This is a genomic window from Flavobacterium sp. SP2, from assembly GCF_057626655.1.
Window position 1 is genome coordinate 1 of record NZ_JBVHBT010000003.1, and the last position, 20,258, is coordinate 20,258.

Genomic DNA, 20,258 nt, shown 5'->3' on the forward strand with positions numbered 1-20,258 from the left:
TTATGTAAGAGCAGTATGTTCTCCAACTAGTTCAAGTAACTGGACAGGACCAAGAACAATAACTACTCAAGTAGCACCACCAGTATGTGGAGGAACTTTCACAGATCCAGGAGGAGCAAATGCTAATTATGCTAACAACGTAGACAGTACAGTAACCGTATGTCCAACTACACCAGGAGATGCCGTTACGGTAACTTTTACATCATTCAATACACAAGCAAGTAACGATGGATTATATATTTTCAATGGAAATTCAATTGCAGCACCACAAATAGCGAGTGCTAACCCAGCAGGAACTGTTCCTGGAGGTTTAGCAGGATCGTATTGGGGAACTGTAAATCCAGGATCGTTTACTTCATCAAGTCCAGACGGATGTTTGACATTCCGTTTTAGAACTAGTGCTGCAACAGTAGCTGCAGGATGGGTTGCTAACGTAACTTGTGCACCAGCACCAGCATGTCCGCAACCAATCTCACCAGTAACTTCTGCACTTACCTTTAATTCTGTTACCTTAGCTTGGACAGAAACAGGAACAGCAACAGCTTGGGAAGTACTTGCCTTACCATGTGCTGCTCCAGCTCCAACAGCAGCTACAACAGGATTTGTATCTGCAACAACCAATCCGTTTACACTAACAGGATTGAATGGCGATACTTGTTATAATATTTATGTAAGAAGTGTTTGTGGCGTAGGAAACGTGAGTGCTTGGACAGGACCAAGAACCGTAACAACACCTATTGCACCACCAGCTTGTGGCGGAACTTATACCGATCCAGGAGGAGCAACAGCTAACTATGCAAATAATACAGACAGTACTGTAACAATCTGTCCAACAATTCCAGGACAGCAAGTAACTGTAACTTTTACAGCTTTCAACACAGAAGCCAATTGGGATGCTTTATACGTATTCAACGGAAATTCAATAGCAGCACCACAAATACCAAGTACCAATCCAGCAGCGAATGTTCCTGGAGGATTGGCTGGAGGATATTGGGGTACTGCAATACCTGGACCATTTACAGGTGATGCAGCAACTGGATGTTTGACTTTTAGATTTAGAAGTGACGGTTCGGTGAACAATCCAGGATGGGTTGCCAACGTAACGTGTGCACCACCACCAACATGTCCAAGACCTACAGCAGTGACTGTAACAGCAGTTACACAAACTAGTGCACTAGTTGGATGGACCGAAATGGGAACAGCAACACAATGGGAAGTATTGGTATTACCAGCAGGTTCACCAGTACCAACGTCTACTACAACAGGATTTGTTACTGCAAATACAAATCCATTTCCTCTAACAGGATTAGCATCAGGAACACAATTTGTAGTATATGTAAGATCACATTGTAGTGATACAGATATTAGTTTATGGTCTAATCCAGGAGTAGTTTTTGCAACTTTAATTACAAATGACGAATGTGCTAATGCCGTTACCGTTCCAGTAAATCCAAACACTACTTGTACTTTAGTAACTGGTGGTACTGTAATTGGAGCAACCGCTTCAACAGAACCAAATACTTGCGGTGGAACAGATGATGATGATGTATGGTTTCAATTTACTGCAACTACAACAGCTCACTCTATATCTTTGAACAATATTACTGGAAGTACGACGGATTTGTATCACGTACTTTACTCAGGAACTTGCGGTAACCTTACCCAAATTTATTGTAGTGATGCAGAGTCTAGTAATGCCACTACATTGACTCCTGGTCAAACTTATTATGTACGAGTTTATACTTGGACTGCAACACCAAATCAGACTTCTGCATTCAACGTTTGTATTGGAACAATACCACCACCAATTTCGGCAACGACAGCAGGTTATACAAATGTTCAATTAATTGAAAATGTTTTATTAGGAACAACTTGTGCGAATGTTACTAACGTAACATCATCATCAGGAAATAATTTTGGCAGTGTAAACGGTATTGGTTATTTTAATCAAAATGGCTCTTCATTTCCGTTTGCGGAAGGAGTTGTTTTAAGTTCAGGTGCTGCTTCAAGTACACCAGGACCAAATACTACAGGTTTGAGTGAAGGAACTACAACATGGGTTGGAGACACTGATTTAGAAGCAATTATTTTAGCTGCTACCGGATTACCAATGAACTCAAGAAATGCATCTAAACTAGAATTTGATTTTGTTCCATTAACTGATCAAATTAGTTTTAATTTTATATTCGCTTCAGAAGAATATGGAACTTTTCAGTGCGATTTCTCAGATGCTTTTGCATTCTTACTAACAAACGTAGCTACTGGAGTGACTACTAATTTAGCTGTAATTCCTAGTACAACAATACCAGTTTCAGTTGTTACAATTCGTAATCAACTTTACAATGCCGCATGTGCTTCAGCTAATCCAGCTTTTTTCAGTCAATTTTATCAATTGCCACAAGGAGTTAATCCATTAGGAGCACCAATTAATTTTAATGGTGTTACTGTTCCTATGGTTGCAACATCACCAGTTACCCCTGGTGCTCAATACCATATTAAAATGGTTATTGCCGATCGTTCTGATACTGCTTTTGATTCTGCTGTATTTTTAGAAGGAGGAAGTTTTGATATTGGAAATATTGAACTAGGTCAAGATTTCTTGCAAGCGGATGGAACTGCTCTTTGTGCAGGAGAAACATTTACTTTAAACAGCGGTTTAAATCCAGCACAGTACTCTTTTGTTTGGACTTTAAATGGAGATGTTATTCCTAATCAAACGGGACCAACCTTAACTGTAAGTGTAACTGGAGAATATGGTTTAAGCGCTTCTTATATCAATACAACTTGTTCTTCAAGTGATTCAGTTACCATTGAGTTTTATGATGCCATTACAGCAGGAACTCCTAACAATCTTATTGCTTGTAACAGTTTAGGATTTGCTCAATTTGACTTATTTTCTAACAATGCTTCTGCTTTAGGAACCTTAGCACCAGCTGATTATTCAGTAGTTTACTATTTAACTGCTGCTGATGCTGCCGCAGAGGTTAATCCATTACCGCAGTTTTATACTAATACCGTTCAATTTAGTCAGACTATTTATGTAAGAGTTGAGAATAATACAACAGGTTGTTTTGCTATTAATCCATTTAACTTGATTGTTCAAGACTTAACTCCACAGTTTACTGTGACTCCGTCGTTCTCTATTTGTGCCGGTTCAACAGGTACTATTACGGTAACTGGTACCAATTATGATCCAGCACTTGTAACGTACTCTTGGACATTAGATGGGACACCGATAGCTGCAACCACTGCAACCATTTCGGTTACTGATGCTGGCGTTTATGAAGTCACGGTTAATAATTCTGGTTGTACTGCTACAGGAAGTACTACGGTTAGTGTTGTACCAGTCGTAAATCCTACTTTCAATCCAATTGTAGGTATTTGTCAAGGTTCGGCATCACCAGCATTCCCAGCCGCTTCACTTGAAGGTGTTCAAGGAACTTGGAATGCTACAAGTATTAGTACTGCTACAAGTGGAACAACAACTTACATTTTCACACCAAATGCAGGAGTTTGTGCTACTACAGGAACTTTATCTGTAACAGTTGATCCATTACAACCAACTACATTTGCACCTATAGCTGCTATTTGCCAAGGTGAAAATGCTCCATCGTTGCCAACAACTTCTTTACAAGGAAATCAAGGAACATGGAGTCCAACATCAATAAGCACTACAACAAGTGGTACCTTTACGTTCACTTTTACACCAGCTTCTGGAGTTTGTGCTAGCGTTGGAACGTTAACAGTTACGGTATCTCCATTGCCTCAGTTTGAAATTACTGGTGGATGTGAAGGAACAGTTTATGTATTAGAGGCAACACCTTTGAATGCTTCTTACAATCCACTTACAGCTACTTATGAGTGGAGTAATGAAATTGGTGCAGTTATAGGTAACTCAGCTACAGTTAATGTTACTCAAAACGGTGTTTATACTTGCGTTGTTACTGCTTCTGAAACGTCATGTTCTGAAGAAGTAAGCTTTACAGCAAATGAAACAACTTGTACTATTCAAAAAGGTATTTCTCCTAATGGAGACGGACTTAATGATGCTTTTGAACTAACTGGTTTAGGTGTTAAAGAGTTGAGTATTTATAATAGATACGGTACCAAAGTTTATTCTAAAACTAGTTATACAAATCAGTGGGTTGGTCAATCTAGTAATGGAAATGAATTGCCAGACGGAACTTACTATTTCGTGATTGATCGAGTTCAAGGAGAAACAAAATCAGGATGGATATACATTAACAGAGAAAATTAAAATTAAAATGATAAATTATATTAAAATGAAGAAATTATATTTCATAGCCCTAGTTGCTCTGTTAGCCGTTACGGAAGTAAATGCACAGCAAGATCCTCATTATACACAGTATATGTATAATATGAGTGTTATAAATCCAGCGTATGCAGGTTCGAAAGAGAATTTGGCTGGAGGATTATTGTATAGAAAGCAATGGGTAGAAATAGAAGATGCACCAACTACTGGAACGTTTTTTGTGCACAGTCCTGTAGGCAGAAATGTTGGTTTGGGATTGTCTGCCATAAGCGATAAAATTGGACCAGTAGAAGAGAACAACGTGTATGCAGATTTCTCTTATACTTTAAATTTAGGTGGTGAACGAAGACTTGCTTTCGGATTGAAAGCAGGAGCTACTTTTCATAGTGTAGGTTTATTCAGTCAGATTGGGAACGGTAACGTTCCTGATCCGAATGACCCAGCATTTCAAGAGAATTCAAGTCGTACTTTCTTGAATTTAGGAAGTGGATTGTTTTACTACACTAATAAATATTATGTTGCATTTTCAGTGCCTAACATGTTAAAAGGTAAATATCTTGATTACAACGGAAGACAATTTGGAACTGAAACACTTCACTATTTCTTAACAGGAGGTTATGTTTTTGATTTGAATCCTAATGTAAAATTCAAACCGTCTACCATGATTAAGTCGGCATTTAACACACCAACTTCGGTTGATTTTTCTGCAAACTTTATGTTTAATGACAAGTTTGAAATAGGTGGTACTTACCGTTTGGAAGATTCTTTTGGTGCGATGGTAAATTATGCTATTACTCCAAACATAAGATTGGGTTATGCCTACGATCATATTGTGTCTGATTTAGATATAACAACACCTTCATCTCACGAGGTAATTTTGTTGTTCAACTTGAACTTCCCGAAAAAAGTTTCACAATCACCACGTTATTTCTAATCTAAAAAGACAATTAAAATGAAAAACCTATATATAGCATTAAGTTTTTTAGCAATAAGTTCCTCTATCATTGCTCAAAACAAAGACACTAAAGCAGCAGATAAGCTGTATAATCGCTACGAGTATGTTGATGCTGCCGAGGCTTACAAAAAACTCGTAGATAATGGTAAAGGTGACGGATATGTTTACAAACAATTAGCCGATACTTATTACAATATGTTTAATACTGCAGAAGCTGCTACATGGTATGCTAAAGCTGTTGAAACCAATCAGGATGCTGAAACTTATTTCAGATATGCTCAAATGTTGAAAGCTGATGGCAAATACGAGGAAGCTAATAAGCAAATGAACAAGTTTGCTTCTATGGCTCCAAATGATTTGCGTGCTAAATCATTCAAAGAGAATCCTAATTACGTTCCAAAAATACTTAGTAAAACACCAGGATATACTTCCAAAGCTTTGGATATCAATGGAGATAAGTCGGATTTTGGTGCTGTATTGTCTGAAAACACTTTGTATTTTACAAGTGCGCGAAACAGTGCAAGAAGAAATTACGGATGGAACGAAGAACCTTTTTTAGATATTTATAAATCTACTTTAGGTGATAGTGGTACTTTTTCTGAGCCAACTACAGCTTCTGAATTGAACTCTAAGTTTCATGATGGACCGGTTACTGTGTCTTCAGATGGTACAACTCTCTATTTTTCTAGCGATAGTTTTAGAGAAGGTACTTTTGAAAAAGATAAAGTTAACAAGTTAAAACTTGGTAGAAATAATATTTATGTTGCTACTAAATCAGGTGATTCTTGGGGTAATATTAAGTCATTACCTTTTAATTCTAAAGAATTTTCTACTAGTAATCCAAGTTTGAGTGCTGATGGAAAAACGTTGTATTTTTCATCTGACATGCCTGGAAGTTTAGGTGGTGTTGATATTTGGAAAGTTTCAATAAATGGTGATACTTATGGAGCGCCAGAAAATTTGGGAAATAAGGTAAACACTGAAGGTAATGAGAGCTTTCCATTTATTGCTGATGACAACACTACTTTGTATTTTGCATCAAGTGGCAAGCAAGGTTTAGGTGGATTGGATGTTTATCAAATCAATTTGGCTAAAGGTACCGATGCTGTAAATATGGGAGAACCAATTAACAGTAAAAAAGATGATTTTGCTTTTACCTTTAATAAAGCCAAAAATTTGGGATTCTATTCTAGTAACCGTTCTGGAAATGATGATATTTATGCTGCTACGCCAATTTGTGCTGTTGAAGTATTTGTAGTTGTTACTAATGCTAAAACCGGTGCGATTTTATCAGATGCTAAAGTTTCTATCTTGGATGACAAAAAGAACATTATTGCTACTGAGCGTTCCAATGCTAAAGGAGAAGTTACTTATAGCGTAGAATGTGATAAAACGTATTCAATTCAGGCTTCAAAAGATGGATTTGAAGGTAATGCTTTTGCAGTTGCTAAGAGTAAAGGTCAGCAAGTTAAAGTGGATGCAGCATTACAGCCAATTGATGTAATTGTAACACCTACTGAAATAGTGTTGAAACCAATTTACTTTGAGTTTAATAAAAGTAATATTACGCAAGAAGGTGCATTCGAGTTGGATAAGTTAGTACAGGTTATGAAAAATAACGAAGAGTTGGTTATTTTGGCTAAATCGCATACTGATAACAGAGGAAGTGATTCTTACAATATGAGTTTGTCTGACCGTAGAGCTAAATCTACCGTACAATATATTATTTCAAAAGGTATTTCTGCTTCTAGAATTTCTGGAAAAGGATACGGTGAAAGTGAGCCTAAAGTTGCTTGTGGCGAAACTTGTACTGAAGAGCAGCATGCTGAAAACAGACGTTCAGAATTCTTGATCGTTAAATAATTTTATAGATTAATAGTAGAAAAGGTCGAGCATTGCTCGGCCTTTTTTTTTCTTACATTTTTTATTAGTTAGATACAATTTTGAAAGCATTAGATTTATTTTTAATATTCATTGCACATTAATGCATTCTATATTCTTAATCTTTACATCCACAGTGATTTTAAAGTTTTAAATAATATCGTTATCTTCTTGAAAGGATTCAATAATTTACTATTACTTTAGTTAAAAACTTTTGTTGGTAATCAAGATGTATTTGTAATTTGATAAATCTTTAATAACAACGAATGAGTATTAGATAGTAATCATTATTTAATACGTCAAGAAAAGAATAGTTTAATAGAAAGTTGGTTCAAAAATTAACAAATCAATTTAAAAAACTAATATTTAATTACATAAAGTGTTACAGTACTAAGAGTTTTTCAATATACATTCGTATTATTTAATAAAAACATTGCTCATAATGCTTTTTGACTCGTTTTAGGCTATTATTCTCTAAATAACAAATACTTTTATAGATGCTTGTTTTATTTTGTTCTACAAGCCTAATTTATCCTTCTGTTATATAATTATGTTATTTTAAATAGTAATGCATTCAGTTAAATGAATTTTGAATAGAAAATTGGCTCAAGTTTTTTGAATTAAAATCAAAAAAGGCTTCCGAATGGAAGCCTTTTTAAGGTATTTGAGCTATTGTAAATTAATTTACGACAATATTATCAATTTGCATATTTGTTGTTAATGCTGGTGTTGATAATCCTGATCCTTTGTATTCAAATATAAAGAAACCGTTTCCAGTAACATTTGCTGGAATTGCAAACACGCCGCTATTAGTAAAAGTAGCTGTTGATGTATTTGCAGTTGAGAACACAAAGTTAGAGGTAATATTTACTAAAGTTGCGGTCGAAATGTCTGCACCTGGTTTGTAGTTGGTGCTGTAATATACTTTTAATGTTTCACCTACATAAAAATTCGTTCTTCTTTGGAAAGAAAAATTATTAGCAGCAGTCATGTCAACAGGTACAATAAATAAGGTTCTATTTACTTCTGATGGCGTTCCAAAAGAAGACATCTCGATGTATTTATTATTACTTAATGTTCTAGTTCTCCATGTTTTTGAACCTAAAACTAAGCGGTATATTCGATACGACCGAAAATATCGTATTTAATAAGAAGGCATCCTGTTTCTAATGCATTAAAAGGTGAGATGTTTGAACTAGTTGTAAAACTATATCTTGCGAATTATAAACAATAAATTCCAATTGTTTACCAGTATTTTTTTACCAAACAGTTTCTAGTGTCGTGCTTGTATTGATAACATAGTCCATCAAGTCGACTAGTATCAAATTTGTATTCGGTTTTTGTAATAGTCGGAATTAAATGCTATAAATTCACAAATTGATTGTAATAGTAGGTGCCTTGTTTTTGGTGATTCTCAAAAGTTCGACTTAAAATTAATTTTCCCTCTTGATTTTTAATTTCTTTTTGTATTATCGTTTTATGTGCGTATAAACAATTTTCATTTTTAACTACTATTTTATAAAATGTATGTTGTTAATAATAAACAATAGGTTCTTTCAAAGCAGTGTGGTATAAGTCTAAACAAGAGTTCCTAGTAGCATTCGCTTTATATACTGCACTTCATGTATTATGTTAGTAAAATATTCATATTTACCTCCTTTCCATTTCCTATTGCCCATTCTATTCCGTGAGCGGGATTACTTTTTAAATTTAAAATTATTTTTTTAAGATGAAAAACGTTCAATTAAATAAGTTGCTTTTATTTCGCTAAATAGTTCTTAAATTTTGCGAAAAAATTGAAATGATATAAAGAAACCAGTTTTTTTAGAAACTGGTTTCTTGGATTTTTTAAAATTAACCGCAGTATGGATTTTCATTTGTTCCCATGCAGCGTTGTGGTGCATAACAGATTACAATTGGCTGGTTTGTGTCGCCAGGATCATTACATATTGTTGGTCTACCTGGACCACCTCCTACAATAGTTTGTTGTTCTTTTTTAGAAAGTTCTGATGTTCCTTCTAAGTTCAAGATTGATTTTTTCATGATTATAAATTGTTAATAGTTAATTACCCAAGCATTTTTAGTCAGTTGGGTTTCTGACTTTTTCTATTTTATTTATGCTGTCATTTGCTGTTCCTTTATATCTTCAATGAAGTATGAGATTTCTTCAATATCGTATTCATTAGGATAAATTTTGTTATTCAAAATTTTTATTGGTGTAAATTTTAAATTATTCTCAATACACCATTCATATTGTTGTTTAATTGTCTGTTTTACTTTAATTGGAATTGTTTTTTGTTGCCATTTTGATAACCAATCAGTGACTTTCATCTTTTTTAAATGCCAGTCAGACAATGCTTCCTCTACCATTTTTGGATTTAATTCTTTTATAGTTTGTATGTTTTCTACAATTGTTAGGAATGGATTATTGTCATTATCTGTATTAACATTAAACAGAATTTGTAATTTAATATCATTTGGAAATTTTTTAGCTAATAGAAATCCTTTTTCAAAAGCTTCATGACAATGACCACAACTAGGGCTTAAGAACATAGATATATTTATTGGCGCACTTATGTTTCCTATTATTATTGGACTTACTAATGAAATATTAATTGAATTACTTAGCTCTGATTGAAGTTTTTTAAAAACTGAAAAATTTCTTTTAAACTTTTTCATTTTTATGTTTTCTGACTTTAAATCTTTGTTTTTTTCAATAAAGCTTTTAATAAAAACCCAAATACTTAAAAACACTGTAAAAATAAATATGTATTTGATACTAATAACCAATCCAATTTCTAAAACATCTAGTGTAGCAATCCATAATATTGCTTGAATTGTCAATAGGGAAGAAGTTAAAATACATAAGACACATATTTTTTTAACTTTTGCTTTTTGTATCCAAATTAGATATAAAATTAAAGGTATAGAACAAACACTTAGTATTCCAGAAATTTGGATTGACGCAGGAATGAGTAGTAGTGAAAAATAGTTTATTGTAAAAAATAGTATGGGTAAGTCTGATATACCTAACCACGAGTTTATTTTGCCAAATTTTGAATTTATAACAGAACTACATGAAATATTTTCATTAAAATTACATACACTGGAAGATATTTCTGAACTATCCTCGTACTTTTCGCGAAGTATAAGGATGCTTAAAATTAAGCCAACAAATGATATACATAAAAAAGCCAAATGTAGTGCTGATGTAAAACTAAATATCGCAGCTAAAAGCAATATTCCTAAAGGTATGTAATACAGTAAATTTATTTTGTTATTATTATAATTTGTGTTCTCATTTTTGTCAATTGCAATAACAATATTTTTCCAATTATTTAGAAATTCTATCTGATTTATTCTTTTTCGGTATGTATCAGATTGTATATATATTTTTTCATCATCTTTTGTAGCAATAATTAATTCTGAAGTTCCAGATGATGAATTTATGAATGTTAAAAAGATGTCAGGTAATTTAGAATAATTATCGTTTGAAACTTTTGCTGCTACACTATCAATTCCAACAAATGTCATTGCATCTGTAATTGCAAAAAGACTTGGATAATCGGGATGTGACATAAAAGTTTCCTTGTAGTCTTCTAATTTATGTCCATAACCATTCTTTTCTAAATATTTTAATACTTGTGTAAGCATGATTTTTTTTATCAAATCTCAAAAAAAAAGAATTAATTTCATCGATTCGGGTAATATATTTAATTAATATGCCTTAATAATTTATAAATTATTAAGGCAATATCATGTTTTAAGTATCTGTAAAACAATACTTTACACTGAATATACGTTTTCATTTATTATAATTTCAATGTCGATTTTCTTTAACGCTATATTTGAATTTAATCATTAACTTAAATTAAATTAAATGGAAAATCGTACGGAAAAATTCGCAAAATTCGTAAAATTTGTTTTGGCGCCTAAAGAACAAATTAAAATTTTAGGTGGTGAAACTTCATCACCACAACTACCACCATTAATTGAATATGATGAACATGGAAATCCAGTTCCTAGCAAAGGAAATGGTGGTGGGTAATTTTAAAATTGTTTTATTTTGATTCGGAATTTATGCCTTTTATAAATTGGGTAGGCGACATGCCTACCCTTTTACTAAAAGATTTAGTAAATGAAATTGCATTTTTAAATCCAACACTTTCAGCGATTGCTTGCGTAGAATACTTACGATATGTTGGATTATTTATTAGTTGATTTATGACATGACTAATTTTTAATTCATTAGCATACTCGCTAAAAGTTTTATTATAATGTTTGTTTACTACATAAGACAGGTATGTTGTATTGGTTTTTATTTTTTTTGCTGTGTTTTGTAAAGTAAAGTCTTGTGTTAGATAAAACATTTTTTTTTCAAGAAGTATTAATTTTTGAATTATTTCGGTTTCTTTATCAGAGTCTATATTTAACGTAGTTGAATTTTTTGAAGAAGAAGTTATTATTTCTTTTTTAAATTCAAACTGTTTAATTACGTCTTCAATTTTATTAGTTATTTCTCTTTTTTCATTTATGTTTTTCATAAGTAAAAAAATTAAAATAAAAATTATAAAAAAGAGACCTGAAATACTTGAATATTGAAGTGTTTTAGAATATTTATACTTTTTTTGAATAGCTTTCATATTTTTTTTAAACTTATTATTTTGTGATAAGTAGTTTACTTCTTTTTGCGCTTCACTCATTTCTGATTCATATTTTTCAAAATTTACCAAATACAGTTTAGAATACTCTAAAGCTTTTTCTTCATTATTATAATTTTCATAAATTTTAGCTAAATAGTAATTAGTATTTATAAATTCTAAGTCATTTAAAGGATTTAGCTTGTAAATAGAATCTACTTTATTAAAAAAAATTAGGGCTTTATCAAATTTTTTCTGTTCAAAGTAAAGATCGCCAAGATTGTAAGCTATATTATAGTGCTTACTTTCATATTTATAATTATTTGTTAATTCCAATAAATTAATATAGAGTTTTTCGGCATTGACAAAGTCTTTTTTAACTTTATAGATTGTTGCCATGTTACTTTGTGCTGTAAGTTTGTTATCTAAAAGATTGTTAGAATAATTCAGACTTTTTTTGTAATAATATAAAGCAGAATCTATTAGCTTTTTTTTGGAAGTATCATTATAGTAGGCGTTTTCAAATGTAACTCCAAGTTGTAAGTTAATATTACTTAGCGTTGTTGATAATTTTTCTTTTGAAAATGAGTATTCTGACTTTGAAATTAATTTTTTAGACTCATGTAGAATTTCAATTGCTTTTTTATAGTTACCTATTTCGTTTTGAATTAATGAAATATTATTATTAAATATTATAACTTGTTTTCTATCCGATATACTTTCTGATAATTTTTTTCCATTCAAAAATTCTCGGTAGGCTTTTTTTAAATCGTGCCTTTTCCAACTTATAAGTCCAGCATAATTTTTTATAAGTGCATGAATTCGTGTCTTTTCTCTATTCGTTGGAACCTTATTTAAATTATTCAGACTGTTTAAAAAGTATTTATCAGCCAGTTTATTTTTCCCTTTTATTTGGCTTATGTAGGCTTTTAGCGCATTTGCAAATGATTTGTGAAGGTGATTGTTTGATTTTTCAATAACTTCTGAGTATTTATAAGAACTGTCAATATCATTATTTAAGTATATTCTTGATTTCTCTTCTAGAATTAAGTATTCTGAATCATTTAATATTTGTTTTTTTTGACAGAAAACAAGTGAAGACATTATAAGAAAAGTCAAAGCAATACAAATCTTCATTTTAAATGTTATTGATTAATAACAAAGATACAGTTATCTTTAATTTCGAAAATATTAAAAAGTTAATTTTTCCAAAATAACCAAAAACTCGCTAATTCAATTTTACAATTTTTACTAGATTCATATTAAAATTGTTTTAAAAACAAAAAAGGCTTCCATTCGGAAGCCTTTTTAAGGTTATTGAGCTATTGTAAATTAATTTACGACAATATTATCAATTTGCATATTTGTTGTTAATGCTGGTGTTGACAATCCTGAACCTTTGTATTCAAAAATAAAGAAACCGTTTCCAGTAACATTTGCTGGAATTGCAAACACGCCGCTGTTGGTAAAAGTAGCTGTTGATGTATTTGCAGTAGAGAACACAAAGTTAGAAGTAATATTTACTAAAGTTGCGGTCGAAATGTCTGCACCTGGTGTGTAGTTGGTGCTGTAATATACTTTTAATGTTTCACCTACGTAAAAATTTGTTCTTGTTTGGAAAGAAAAATTATTAGCAGCAGTCATGTCAACAGGTACAATAAATAAGGTTCTATTTACTTCTGATGGCGTTCCAAAAGAAGACATCTCGATGTATTTATTATTACTTAATGTTCTAGTTCTCCATGTTTTTGAACCTAATACCGGATCGTTTACATATTTTGGAAAATTGTTTTGACCTGTAGTAGCCGAACCTGCAGTATAGCTCTCAAAGTTTTCTGTAAAAGCACCTGAAAACTGAATATTATTTCCAACTATTGGTGGGTAAATATCTGCTCTTGGAGCAGTAAGTTTAATGTCACTTTCGTAACGTACTATAAATTGGAAATCAGTGTTAAATTTAGATAAAACACCACGAATTTTTCCACTTCCTGTTGGTACTTGATTTCCTGTAAAAGGTGCAAAACTACTGAAACGAATAATTCTTTGCGTTCCACCAGTTAAAGCAGTCAACAAATGATTTGTTGCGCCTCCACCAGAATCTACATCATAATACGTTCTGTTGATTGAACCATCTGCGAACTGTACAGCGTCCAATTCAACTAAAGTGTTTTGATTTGTATCAGTATAAGCTTGAGCAAGTGTAAGCGTTCTAACTATTGTGTTTTCAGCTACTTTAGTTGCCGATGGGAACAAAAAGTTCTTCCATTCGAAAACTGAAATTCTACCAATACCACCTTCAAATAAAGATCCTATTTGTAATGAACCAAAAACTCTAGCAGTGTATAAACCTTTCAATTTTATATACACTTTTCTTCCAGGTGTAAAACCCTTTCCGTATAGCGTTGTAACGTCGATTGGCACACTGAATCCGATTGGAGCCGAACCATCTGTTGTAATCGATTGGAATGAAATTGACTTGTAAAAAGTACCACTCTCATCGCTAGATGTAACATACGCTTCTATAACATCGTCTGCAGTATATTCTACAGGTGAGTTCGTAGCAGCGGCATTCACAGCTGCAACTGTAGTAGTTGTAGCTAATTCTGTTGTATTTAAGGTTTCATTCGGTGTAGCGTATGAATCGTCATTTACACAACTTGATATCCCTAAAGATAGGGTAAGTAATAATACTGATTTTAAAATTATTTTTTTCATAGTATTTATGATTTATTGTTTAGTGTAAACTCTAATTGCATCTACTTGGTAGGAACCGTCTAACGCTGTATTAGTTCCTGAACCTTTAACTTTAAAAGCGATGTTTACAGTACCAGTGTATCCTGATAAATCAATTTCTCCTGATTTAATAAATGCAAAATAGGTACTTGTAGTTGTAGGTAAAGTTGCTGGTAACGGCTCCCAATTAGCACTTGTTAAATTGGTTCCATCATAATCAGTTGCAATAAGTACTTCTAATGAATTTGAAGATGATGTTACAAAACTTTGAGAAGATTGAAATTGTAAAATTTCGTTTTCGGTTGCGTCTAGATTGATATCTGGCGAAACCAACCAACCAATATTAACTGCTTCGTTAGACTGAAACGAACTGAATTCTGCATACGGATTTCCGCTAAAAATTTGCTCTTTCCATTTCATAGTTCCAACTTCAGCAATATTTTCCCAGCCTGTATTATCAAGGATTGTATTGTCAACGGCACCTACGGCAAAATCTTCAGTAAAAATAAGTGGCGTAAAATCAGGATTTTTAATATCATCTTCTGGCGAACATCCAGTTAAGGATACTATTGCAGCAAATCCTAAGATTGAAAGTATTTTATTTGTTTTCATAGCTTTTAATTAAAAGTTGATGTATAGGTTTAAGAAGTAGGTTCTTCCATATCCATAAAAATATTTAGGAGCAAATGCAGGCGTGCCACTAGATACATCTTGATTTACTTCTCTAAAGTTTGCATTTCTTGTTTGTTCAAAACCACCTGTTTTATAAATTACGTCAAAAACGTTGTTTACAGTTGCAAAGAAACCAAAAGTATTTCCATTTACTCTCCAAGATTTACCACCAGTTAAGTTAACTAGAGTAAAATTATTGAATTTTTCTTGTTTCAATAATTCTTTTGCTCTTTCGTTGGTAGCTTCTGGCAATGGTAATCCGTAAGGATCATTTGGATTATTAAAGAAATTATCAGTTCTTAATAACGAAGAAACGTCTAAATAATTATCAGCAAGGTAATTTGCGTTAGCGCCAATCCACCAGAATTTAGGATCTCTATATTCTAAACCAATTGAAGCAGCAGTTTGTGGTCCGCCAGACAATCTATATCCTTTCAATTTTGCAGTACCAAATTCGGTAGTAGGATTAGTATTAGTTGGACTTGCTAAGTTGTCATTATTTAATGAAACAGTAGGATTGTTGTTGTAAGTGTATTCTCCGTATGCTGCTGAAGCACTAACTTTGATAGTAGAAGTTACTTGGTATTCCATACCCAACTCTGCACCAATGTTTTGTTTTTCGATATTGGTAACCGTTTCTGCAACAAACGCATCTCCACCGTCTCCACCATCATCACCAAAGATTCCTTCTCCGTAGAAAAATGAAGTTTCGGTAGCATTTTTAGTGTTAGAGTAATAAGCAGTTAATCTTGATTTGAATTTTGGCATTCTTACAATGTAGCTAACATCTCCACTTGTAATTTGCTCTCCAGTTAAACCTTCGATTGAATTATTATTTAAACGTGCATTTGGAAATACATTTCTAAGTGTAGGCGCTTTAGTTAAGTAAGCTGCATTTACATTAAAGAAATGTCTACCAGAAAGTTTGTAGGTTAAACCACCTTTAAAACCAAAGTTTTCATAGATGTATTTGTCTCCTTTTCCGAAAGAGTTGGTTGGATATAATCCGTTTCTGTATAATCCTTCTCTTTGGTATTGTGTTCTGTTGAACATTTGAGCCAAATAGAAATCAACTTTGTTGTAAGTAAATTTAAATTGTGTGAAGGCATCAACAGTGTTTGCTAACAAATTGTAGTTATAACCAAATTTATCTCCAACAACAACTTGTCTGTTAGGATTATTCAAATCTGATTGTTGTTCAGAACCCGATTGAAAGTTATCGTAATCTCTGTAAAATTGACCTCCTAAAAGATCTAAAACATTTGCAAAATTATTTGATTTCAATTTTCTAAATGTAGCTCCAGCATTTACAACGATGTTATCTGCCAATTGTGAACTTAAAATAGAGTTTGCGGTCCATAATTTATCGTCTGTTCTGTCTTCGTACAAGATATAAGCACTGTGTCCATCAGACGTTTGGTTGGCTTGGTAAAGTGCATTCCAATCAATTTGTCTGTTTGCCAGGAAATTATTTCTCGCAGCGATACCATTTGCAACATTTTCAGGAGAATCTCCAATAAAATCGGTATAGTCATCAAGATTGTATTGCGAAGTGTAAAAACTTGGAAGATTTCTGTAATACGTTGGATCTGGATTATCAGAACCTTGGTTTTCAATTCTACTACTTCCTATTTTACCATATTGGTGTGTAATACTCGTATTTAAATTAGTTTTATCAGAAATTTTCCAGAAGTGGTTCAACATCAGGATAGGCTCGTTTACATCTCTATCTCTAGCGTTTCTTTTCTTACCGTCTTGATAACCCCAATATGAGTTGTATTTGAATCCAGCTAATTTTGAAACTTCATCGGTATTTGGAGAGTTTCTTCCACGGCTATTTTCAGCATAAATTGAAGTGAAGTTTATAGAGTGTTTTTCATTAAATTTCTTTTCAACACTTGCAAAAAGCGAGTTCGCAGAATAATCGGTACCTTCAAAGTAACCTTCTTGAGCCCATCTTCTTGAACCTGAAACTACAAATGCCCATCCGTTAGTTTGCATTCCCGAAGCATGCGTTGCCATAGTTCTCCAGCTGTAATTAGTATTTGTTCCTGAGAACGAAATTCTTGTACCTGGTCTGTAAATAGAAGCACGTGTATTGATTTCTTGTGTTCCAAGAATTCCTCCAAAAGTGTAATCAGACGGAGCAGTACCAGATGTAAATTCCTGATTTCTTGTAGCGTCATTCAATCCACCCCAATTTCCCCATTGCGGTCTTCCATCATATATTTTATTCATCACCACACCGTTAATCATTGTGGTTCCGTTTTCGTTGTCTAGTCCACGAATTCTAAATCTTGCCAATCCCCAATTAAAGGCAGCAGCTTGTTGGAAAACGTCGCGAGAAGCTTGTAACAATCCTGCGGTACTTTCAGAACCACTGTTGTCATCACCCAAATCATTTTCGGTTATGGTTATAAGGCTTAATTGTTGTTCTTGAGTAATGTCCTCATCTAAAACAATGGTGCCTAAATCTAAAATTTTTCCTTCTTCTACATCAACTGATAGTAATTGGTCTTTATAACCACTACTTTTAATTCGTACCAATTGCGTTCCAACAGTTGCATTTTTAAACGTAAATTTTCCTTCAAGATCTGTAACCTCAGAAAAATTTGTGTTTTGAATTGAGGCAACAACATTTTGTAATGGTTTTTGTGTTTTTGAATCAATCACTTTACCAGAGAATCCAGTACCAGCTTGAGCAAATACAAAAACAGTCTGCATTACAAATAAAATACTAAAGACAAGTTTTTTCATAAAATAATTAAGTTAATTTTCTATTCGTTAAGTCTTAATAAAAACTTAACAGCCTGCAAATGTACATTATTTTAATAATATTACTACTTTTGGCTCGAAGTTTGTAAAAACTTAATTTTAAATTAATATACGTTTTATGAAAATTAAAAATTTAATTGCTGTTTTCATTGTTTTATTCGCAGTAAATGGCGCAAATGCACAAGCAAAAAAATACATTGTGCATACTGTGGCTTTTTACAATTTGGAAAATTTGTTTGATACCATCAACGGAACAAATAATGATGAAGAGTGGTTGCCAAATGGTGCTCAAAATTGGACATCAAAAAAATATAAGAAAAAACTGGAAAATATGTCGCGCGTAATTTCTGAGATTGGAACCGGTGAAAACCCTAACAATTCGCCTACATTTTTAGGTGTTTGCGAGGTTGAAAACCGAAGAGTTTTGGAAGACTTAGTGAAGCAACCTAAATTGATCAATCGTGATTATGGTGTAGTTCATTTTGACTCGCCAGATAAAAGAGGTATTGATGTTGGATTGTTGTACCAAAAAAGTCATTTTAAAGTAACAAGCTATTCTAATATTCCTTTATTAATATATAGAGATGATCAAAAAGAAACTTCCAAAAAAGATAAAGAAGAAATAACCGATGATCAAATAGTAGAAGATAAATCGTCGAAGCGTGTTTATACAAGGGACCAACTATTAGTTACAGGTTTTCTTGATGGTGAAGAGATTAATATTATTGTAAATCACTGGCCGTCACGTTCTGGTGGTGAAAAGAAAAGTTCTCCTTTTAGAGAAGCAGCTGGAGCATTAAACCGAAAAATTATCGATTCATTAATCAAAGTGAATCCGCTTGCAAAGGTTATCACAATGGGTGATTTGAACGATGGTTCGTATAATAAAAGTGTCAAAGTAGAGCTTGGTGCTAAACTTAAAAAAGCCGAATTAAAAGAACCTCGTGATATTTACAACCCATTTGAACAAATGGCTAAAGAAGGTAATGCCACTCTTTTTTATAGAGATTCAGGAGATATTTTCGATCAAATAATGGTATCACAACAATTTGTAAACCCAGAAACCAAGTCATTTAAATATTGGAAAGCTGGAATTTATAATAAACCTTATCTAATTCAAACTACAGGACAATATAAAGGATATCCGTTACGTCATCAGTCTAACGAAGTAGGTTTTAGTGACCACTTTCCGGTATATTTGTATTTGATTAAAGAATTGAATTAATAGTACAAAAGGTTAGTTAACGCTAACCTTTTTTCTTGCCAAAAAAACTATAAATTTTAACAAAATGAAAACAATTTTAAGCCTTGCCTTAGTACTGATTACTTCATTATCATTTTCACAAGAAAAGATAACGACTTCACAAGCAAAAGAAAATTTAGGTAAAGAAGTTATCCTGAAAGGAAAAGTTGCTTCCATCAAATTAGCAGCAGAAGGAAGAACTACCAATTATATAAACATAGATAAAGCGTATCCAGACAATATTTTCACAGTTGTACTTACCAATAAATATCTTGAAGAGCATAAATTAGACATTTCCAATTCCGTTGGAAAAGAAATAACCGTGAAAGGAACAATTTCAGTCTATGAAAAAGATCCAAAAAAGATTCCACAAATTTTCAATCCACTCGAAATTGAAATTAAATAATAGTTGTAAAGGTTAGTTCACGCTAACCTTTTTTTATTTTAAAAAGACAAAAAACCTTTGTGCCTTTGCGTCTTTATGGCAAAAAAACGTAACTTCGTATAAACAAATTTCTCATGGCAATTGCAAAACCGTTCAACCTCAATAAATGGATAGAAGAAAACCGCCATTTACTAAAACCACCAGTTGGAAATAAAAATATTTATGTCGATTCTGGCGATTACATTGTTATGATTGTTGCTGGTCCAAATGCCCGAAAAGATTATCACTATAACGAAACTGAAGAACTTTTTTACCAACTCGAAGGCGACATAAAAGTCATCATTCAAGAAGACGGCGAACGCAAAGAAATGAGTATGACTAAAGGCGATATGTATCTCAATCCAGCCAAAACACCACATTCGCCTGTACGATCCGAAGGTTCAATAGGATTGGTAATTGAAAGAAAACGCGCCGGAAAAGGCTTCACCGATGGATTACTTTGGCATTGCGAGAATTGCAACCACAAATTGCATGAAGTCTATTTTGAACTGCACGACATCGAAAAAGATTTCCTACCCCATTTCAAGCAGTTTTACAATTCTAAAAAATTAAGAACTTGCGAAAATTGCGGAACAACAATGGAATCCGACCCAAGATTTATCGATAAAGACAAAGACTACGAATCATAAGTTTAAAATGGT

14 protein-coding genes are annotated in these 20,258 nt (G+C 32.7%); 7 read left to right on the forward strand and 7 right to left on the reverse strand.

Going from position 1 to position 20,258, the window contains the following annotated elements; genetic code table 11:
* The 3 genes from ACZ098_RS07920 to ACZ098_RS07930 form a co-directional block, all read left to right on the forward strand.
* On the forward strand, window positions 1-4,258 hold a 4,258-nt coding region (locus tag ACZ098_RS07920), incomplete at its 5' end, for a choice-of-anchor L domain-containing protein (protein ID WP_487311216.1).
* A 25-nt stretch (window positions 4,259-4,283) separates the two neighbouring features.
* Window positions 4,284-5,207 (forward strand): PorP/SprF family type IX secretion system membrane protein, encoded by a 924-nt coding sequence (locus ACZ098_RS07925; RefSeq protein ID WP_487311217.1) that lies wholly within the window; start codon window positions 4,284-4,286, stop codon window positions 5,205-5,207.
* 18 nt (window positions 5,208-5,225) lie between these two features.
* Window positions 5,226-7,091 (forward strand): OmpA family protein, encoded by a 1,866-nt coding sequence (locus tag ACZ098_RS07930; protein WP_487311218.1) that lies wholly within the window; start codon window positions 5,226-5,228, stop codon window positions 7,089-7,091.
* A 697-nt stretch (window positions 7,092-7,788) separates the two neighbouring features.
* Here the strand turns inward: ACZ098_RS07930 and ACZ098_RS07935 are convergent.
* From ACZ098_RS07935 to ACZ098_RS07945, 3 genes are all read right to left on the reverse strand, one after another.
* Complete coding sequence (locus tag ACZ098_RS07935; protein WP_487311219.1) at window positions 7,789-8,160, reverse strand: hypothetical protein; 372 nt, start codon at window positions 8,158-8,160, stop codon at window positions 7,789-7,791.
* Between the two features lie 803 nt (window positions 8,161-8,963).
* Window positions 8,964-9,152: a hypothetical protein gene (locus tag ACZ098_RS07940; protein ID WP_487311220.1), complete on the reverse strand. Its 189-nt coding sequence runs from the start codon at window positions 9,150-9,152 to the stop codon at window positions 8,964-8,966.
* A gap of 72 nt (window positions 9,153-9,224) precedes the next feature.
* Window positions 9,225-10,763, reverse strand: a complete 1,539-nt coding sequence (locus tag ACZ098_RS07945; RefSeq protein ID WP_487311221.1) for a vitamin K epoxide reductase family protein — start codon at window positions 10,761-10,763, stop codon at window positions 9,225-9,227.
* A gap of 226 nt (window positions 10,764-10,989) precedes the next feature.
* Here ACZ098_RS07945 and ACZ098_RS07950 point away from each other — a divergent pair, with 226 nt between their 5' ends.
* The gene (locus ACZ098_RS07950) at window positions 10,990-11,157 is read left to right on the forward strand and encodes a hypothetical protein (RefSeq protein ID WP_487311222.1); all 168 of its coding nucleotides are present in this window, start codon (window positions 10,990-10,992) and stop codon (window positions 11,155-11,157) included.
* Between the two features lie 13 nt (window positions 11,158-11,170).
* On the opposite strand, the gene ACZ098_RS07955 is transcribed toward ACZ098_RS07950, so the two are convergent.
* The 4 genes from ACZ098_RS07955 to ACZ098_RS07970 all read right to left on the reverse strand — a co-directional run bounded on the left by ACZ098_RS07955 (window position 11,171) and on the right by ACZ098_RS07970 (window position 17,911).
* Complete coding sequence (locus ACZ098_RS07955) at window positions 11,171-12,493, reverse strand: helix-turn-helix domain-containing protein (RefSeq protein WP_487311223.1); 1,323 nt, start codon at window positions 12,491-12,493, stop codon at window positions 11,171-11,173.
* 588 nt (window positions 12,494-13,081) lie between these two features.
* Window positions 13,082-14,464, reverse strand: coding sequence for a DUF5689 domain-containing protein (locus tag ACZ098_RS07960; RefSeq protein WP_487311224.1), 1,383 nt, complete (start codon window positions 14,462-14,464; stop codon window positions 13,082-13,084).
* A 12-nt stretch (window positions 14,465-14,476) separates the two neighbouring features.
* Window positions 14,477-15,094, reverse strand: coding sequence for a hypothetical protein (locus ACZ098_RS07965; protein WP_487311225.1), 618 nt, complete (start codon window positions 15,092-15,094; stop codon window positions 14,477-14,479).
* Between the two features lie 9 nt (window positions 15,095-15,103).
* Window positions 15,104-17,911 carry a carboxypeptidase-like regulatory domain-containing protein gene (locus tag ACZ098_RS07970; protein WP_487311226.1) on the reverse strand — a complete coding sequence of 936 codons (2,808 nt, stop codon included), beginning with the start codon at window positions 17,909-17,911 and terminating at the stop codon, window positions 15,104-15,106.
* A 136-nt stretch (window positions 17,912-18,047) separates the two neighbouring features.
* On the opposite strand from ACZ098_RS07970, the gene ACZ098_RS07975 reads away from it, so the two are divergent.
* From ACZ098_RS07975 to ACZ098_RS07985, 3 genes are all read left to right on the forward strand, one after another.
* On the forward strand, window positions 18,048-19,154 hold the full coding sequence (locus ACZ098_RS07975; RefSeq protein ID WP_487311227.1) for an endonuclease/exonuclease/phosphatase family protein: 1,107 nt from the start codon (window positions 18,048-18,050) through the stop codon (window positions 19,152-19,154).
* Window positions 19,155-19,218: 64 nt separating this feature from the next.
* On the forward strand, window positions 19,219-19,578 hold the full coding sequence (locus ACZ098_RS07980) for a hypothetical protein (protein WP_487311228.1): 360 nt from the start codon (window positions 19,219-19,221) through the stop codon (window positions 19,576-19,578).
* A 113-nt stretch (window positions 19,579-19,691) separates the two neighbouring features.
* The gene (locus ACZ098_RS07985; RefSeq protein ID WP_487311229.1) at window positions 19,692-20,246 is read left to right on the forward strand and encodes a 3-hydroxyanthranilate 3,4-dioxygenase; all 555 of its coding nucleotides are present in this window, start codon (window positions 19,692-19,694) and stop codon (window positions 20,244-20,246) included.
* Window positions 20,247-20,258 lie beyond the last annotated feature (12 nt).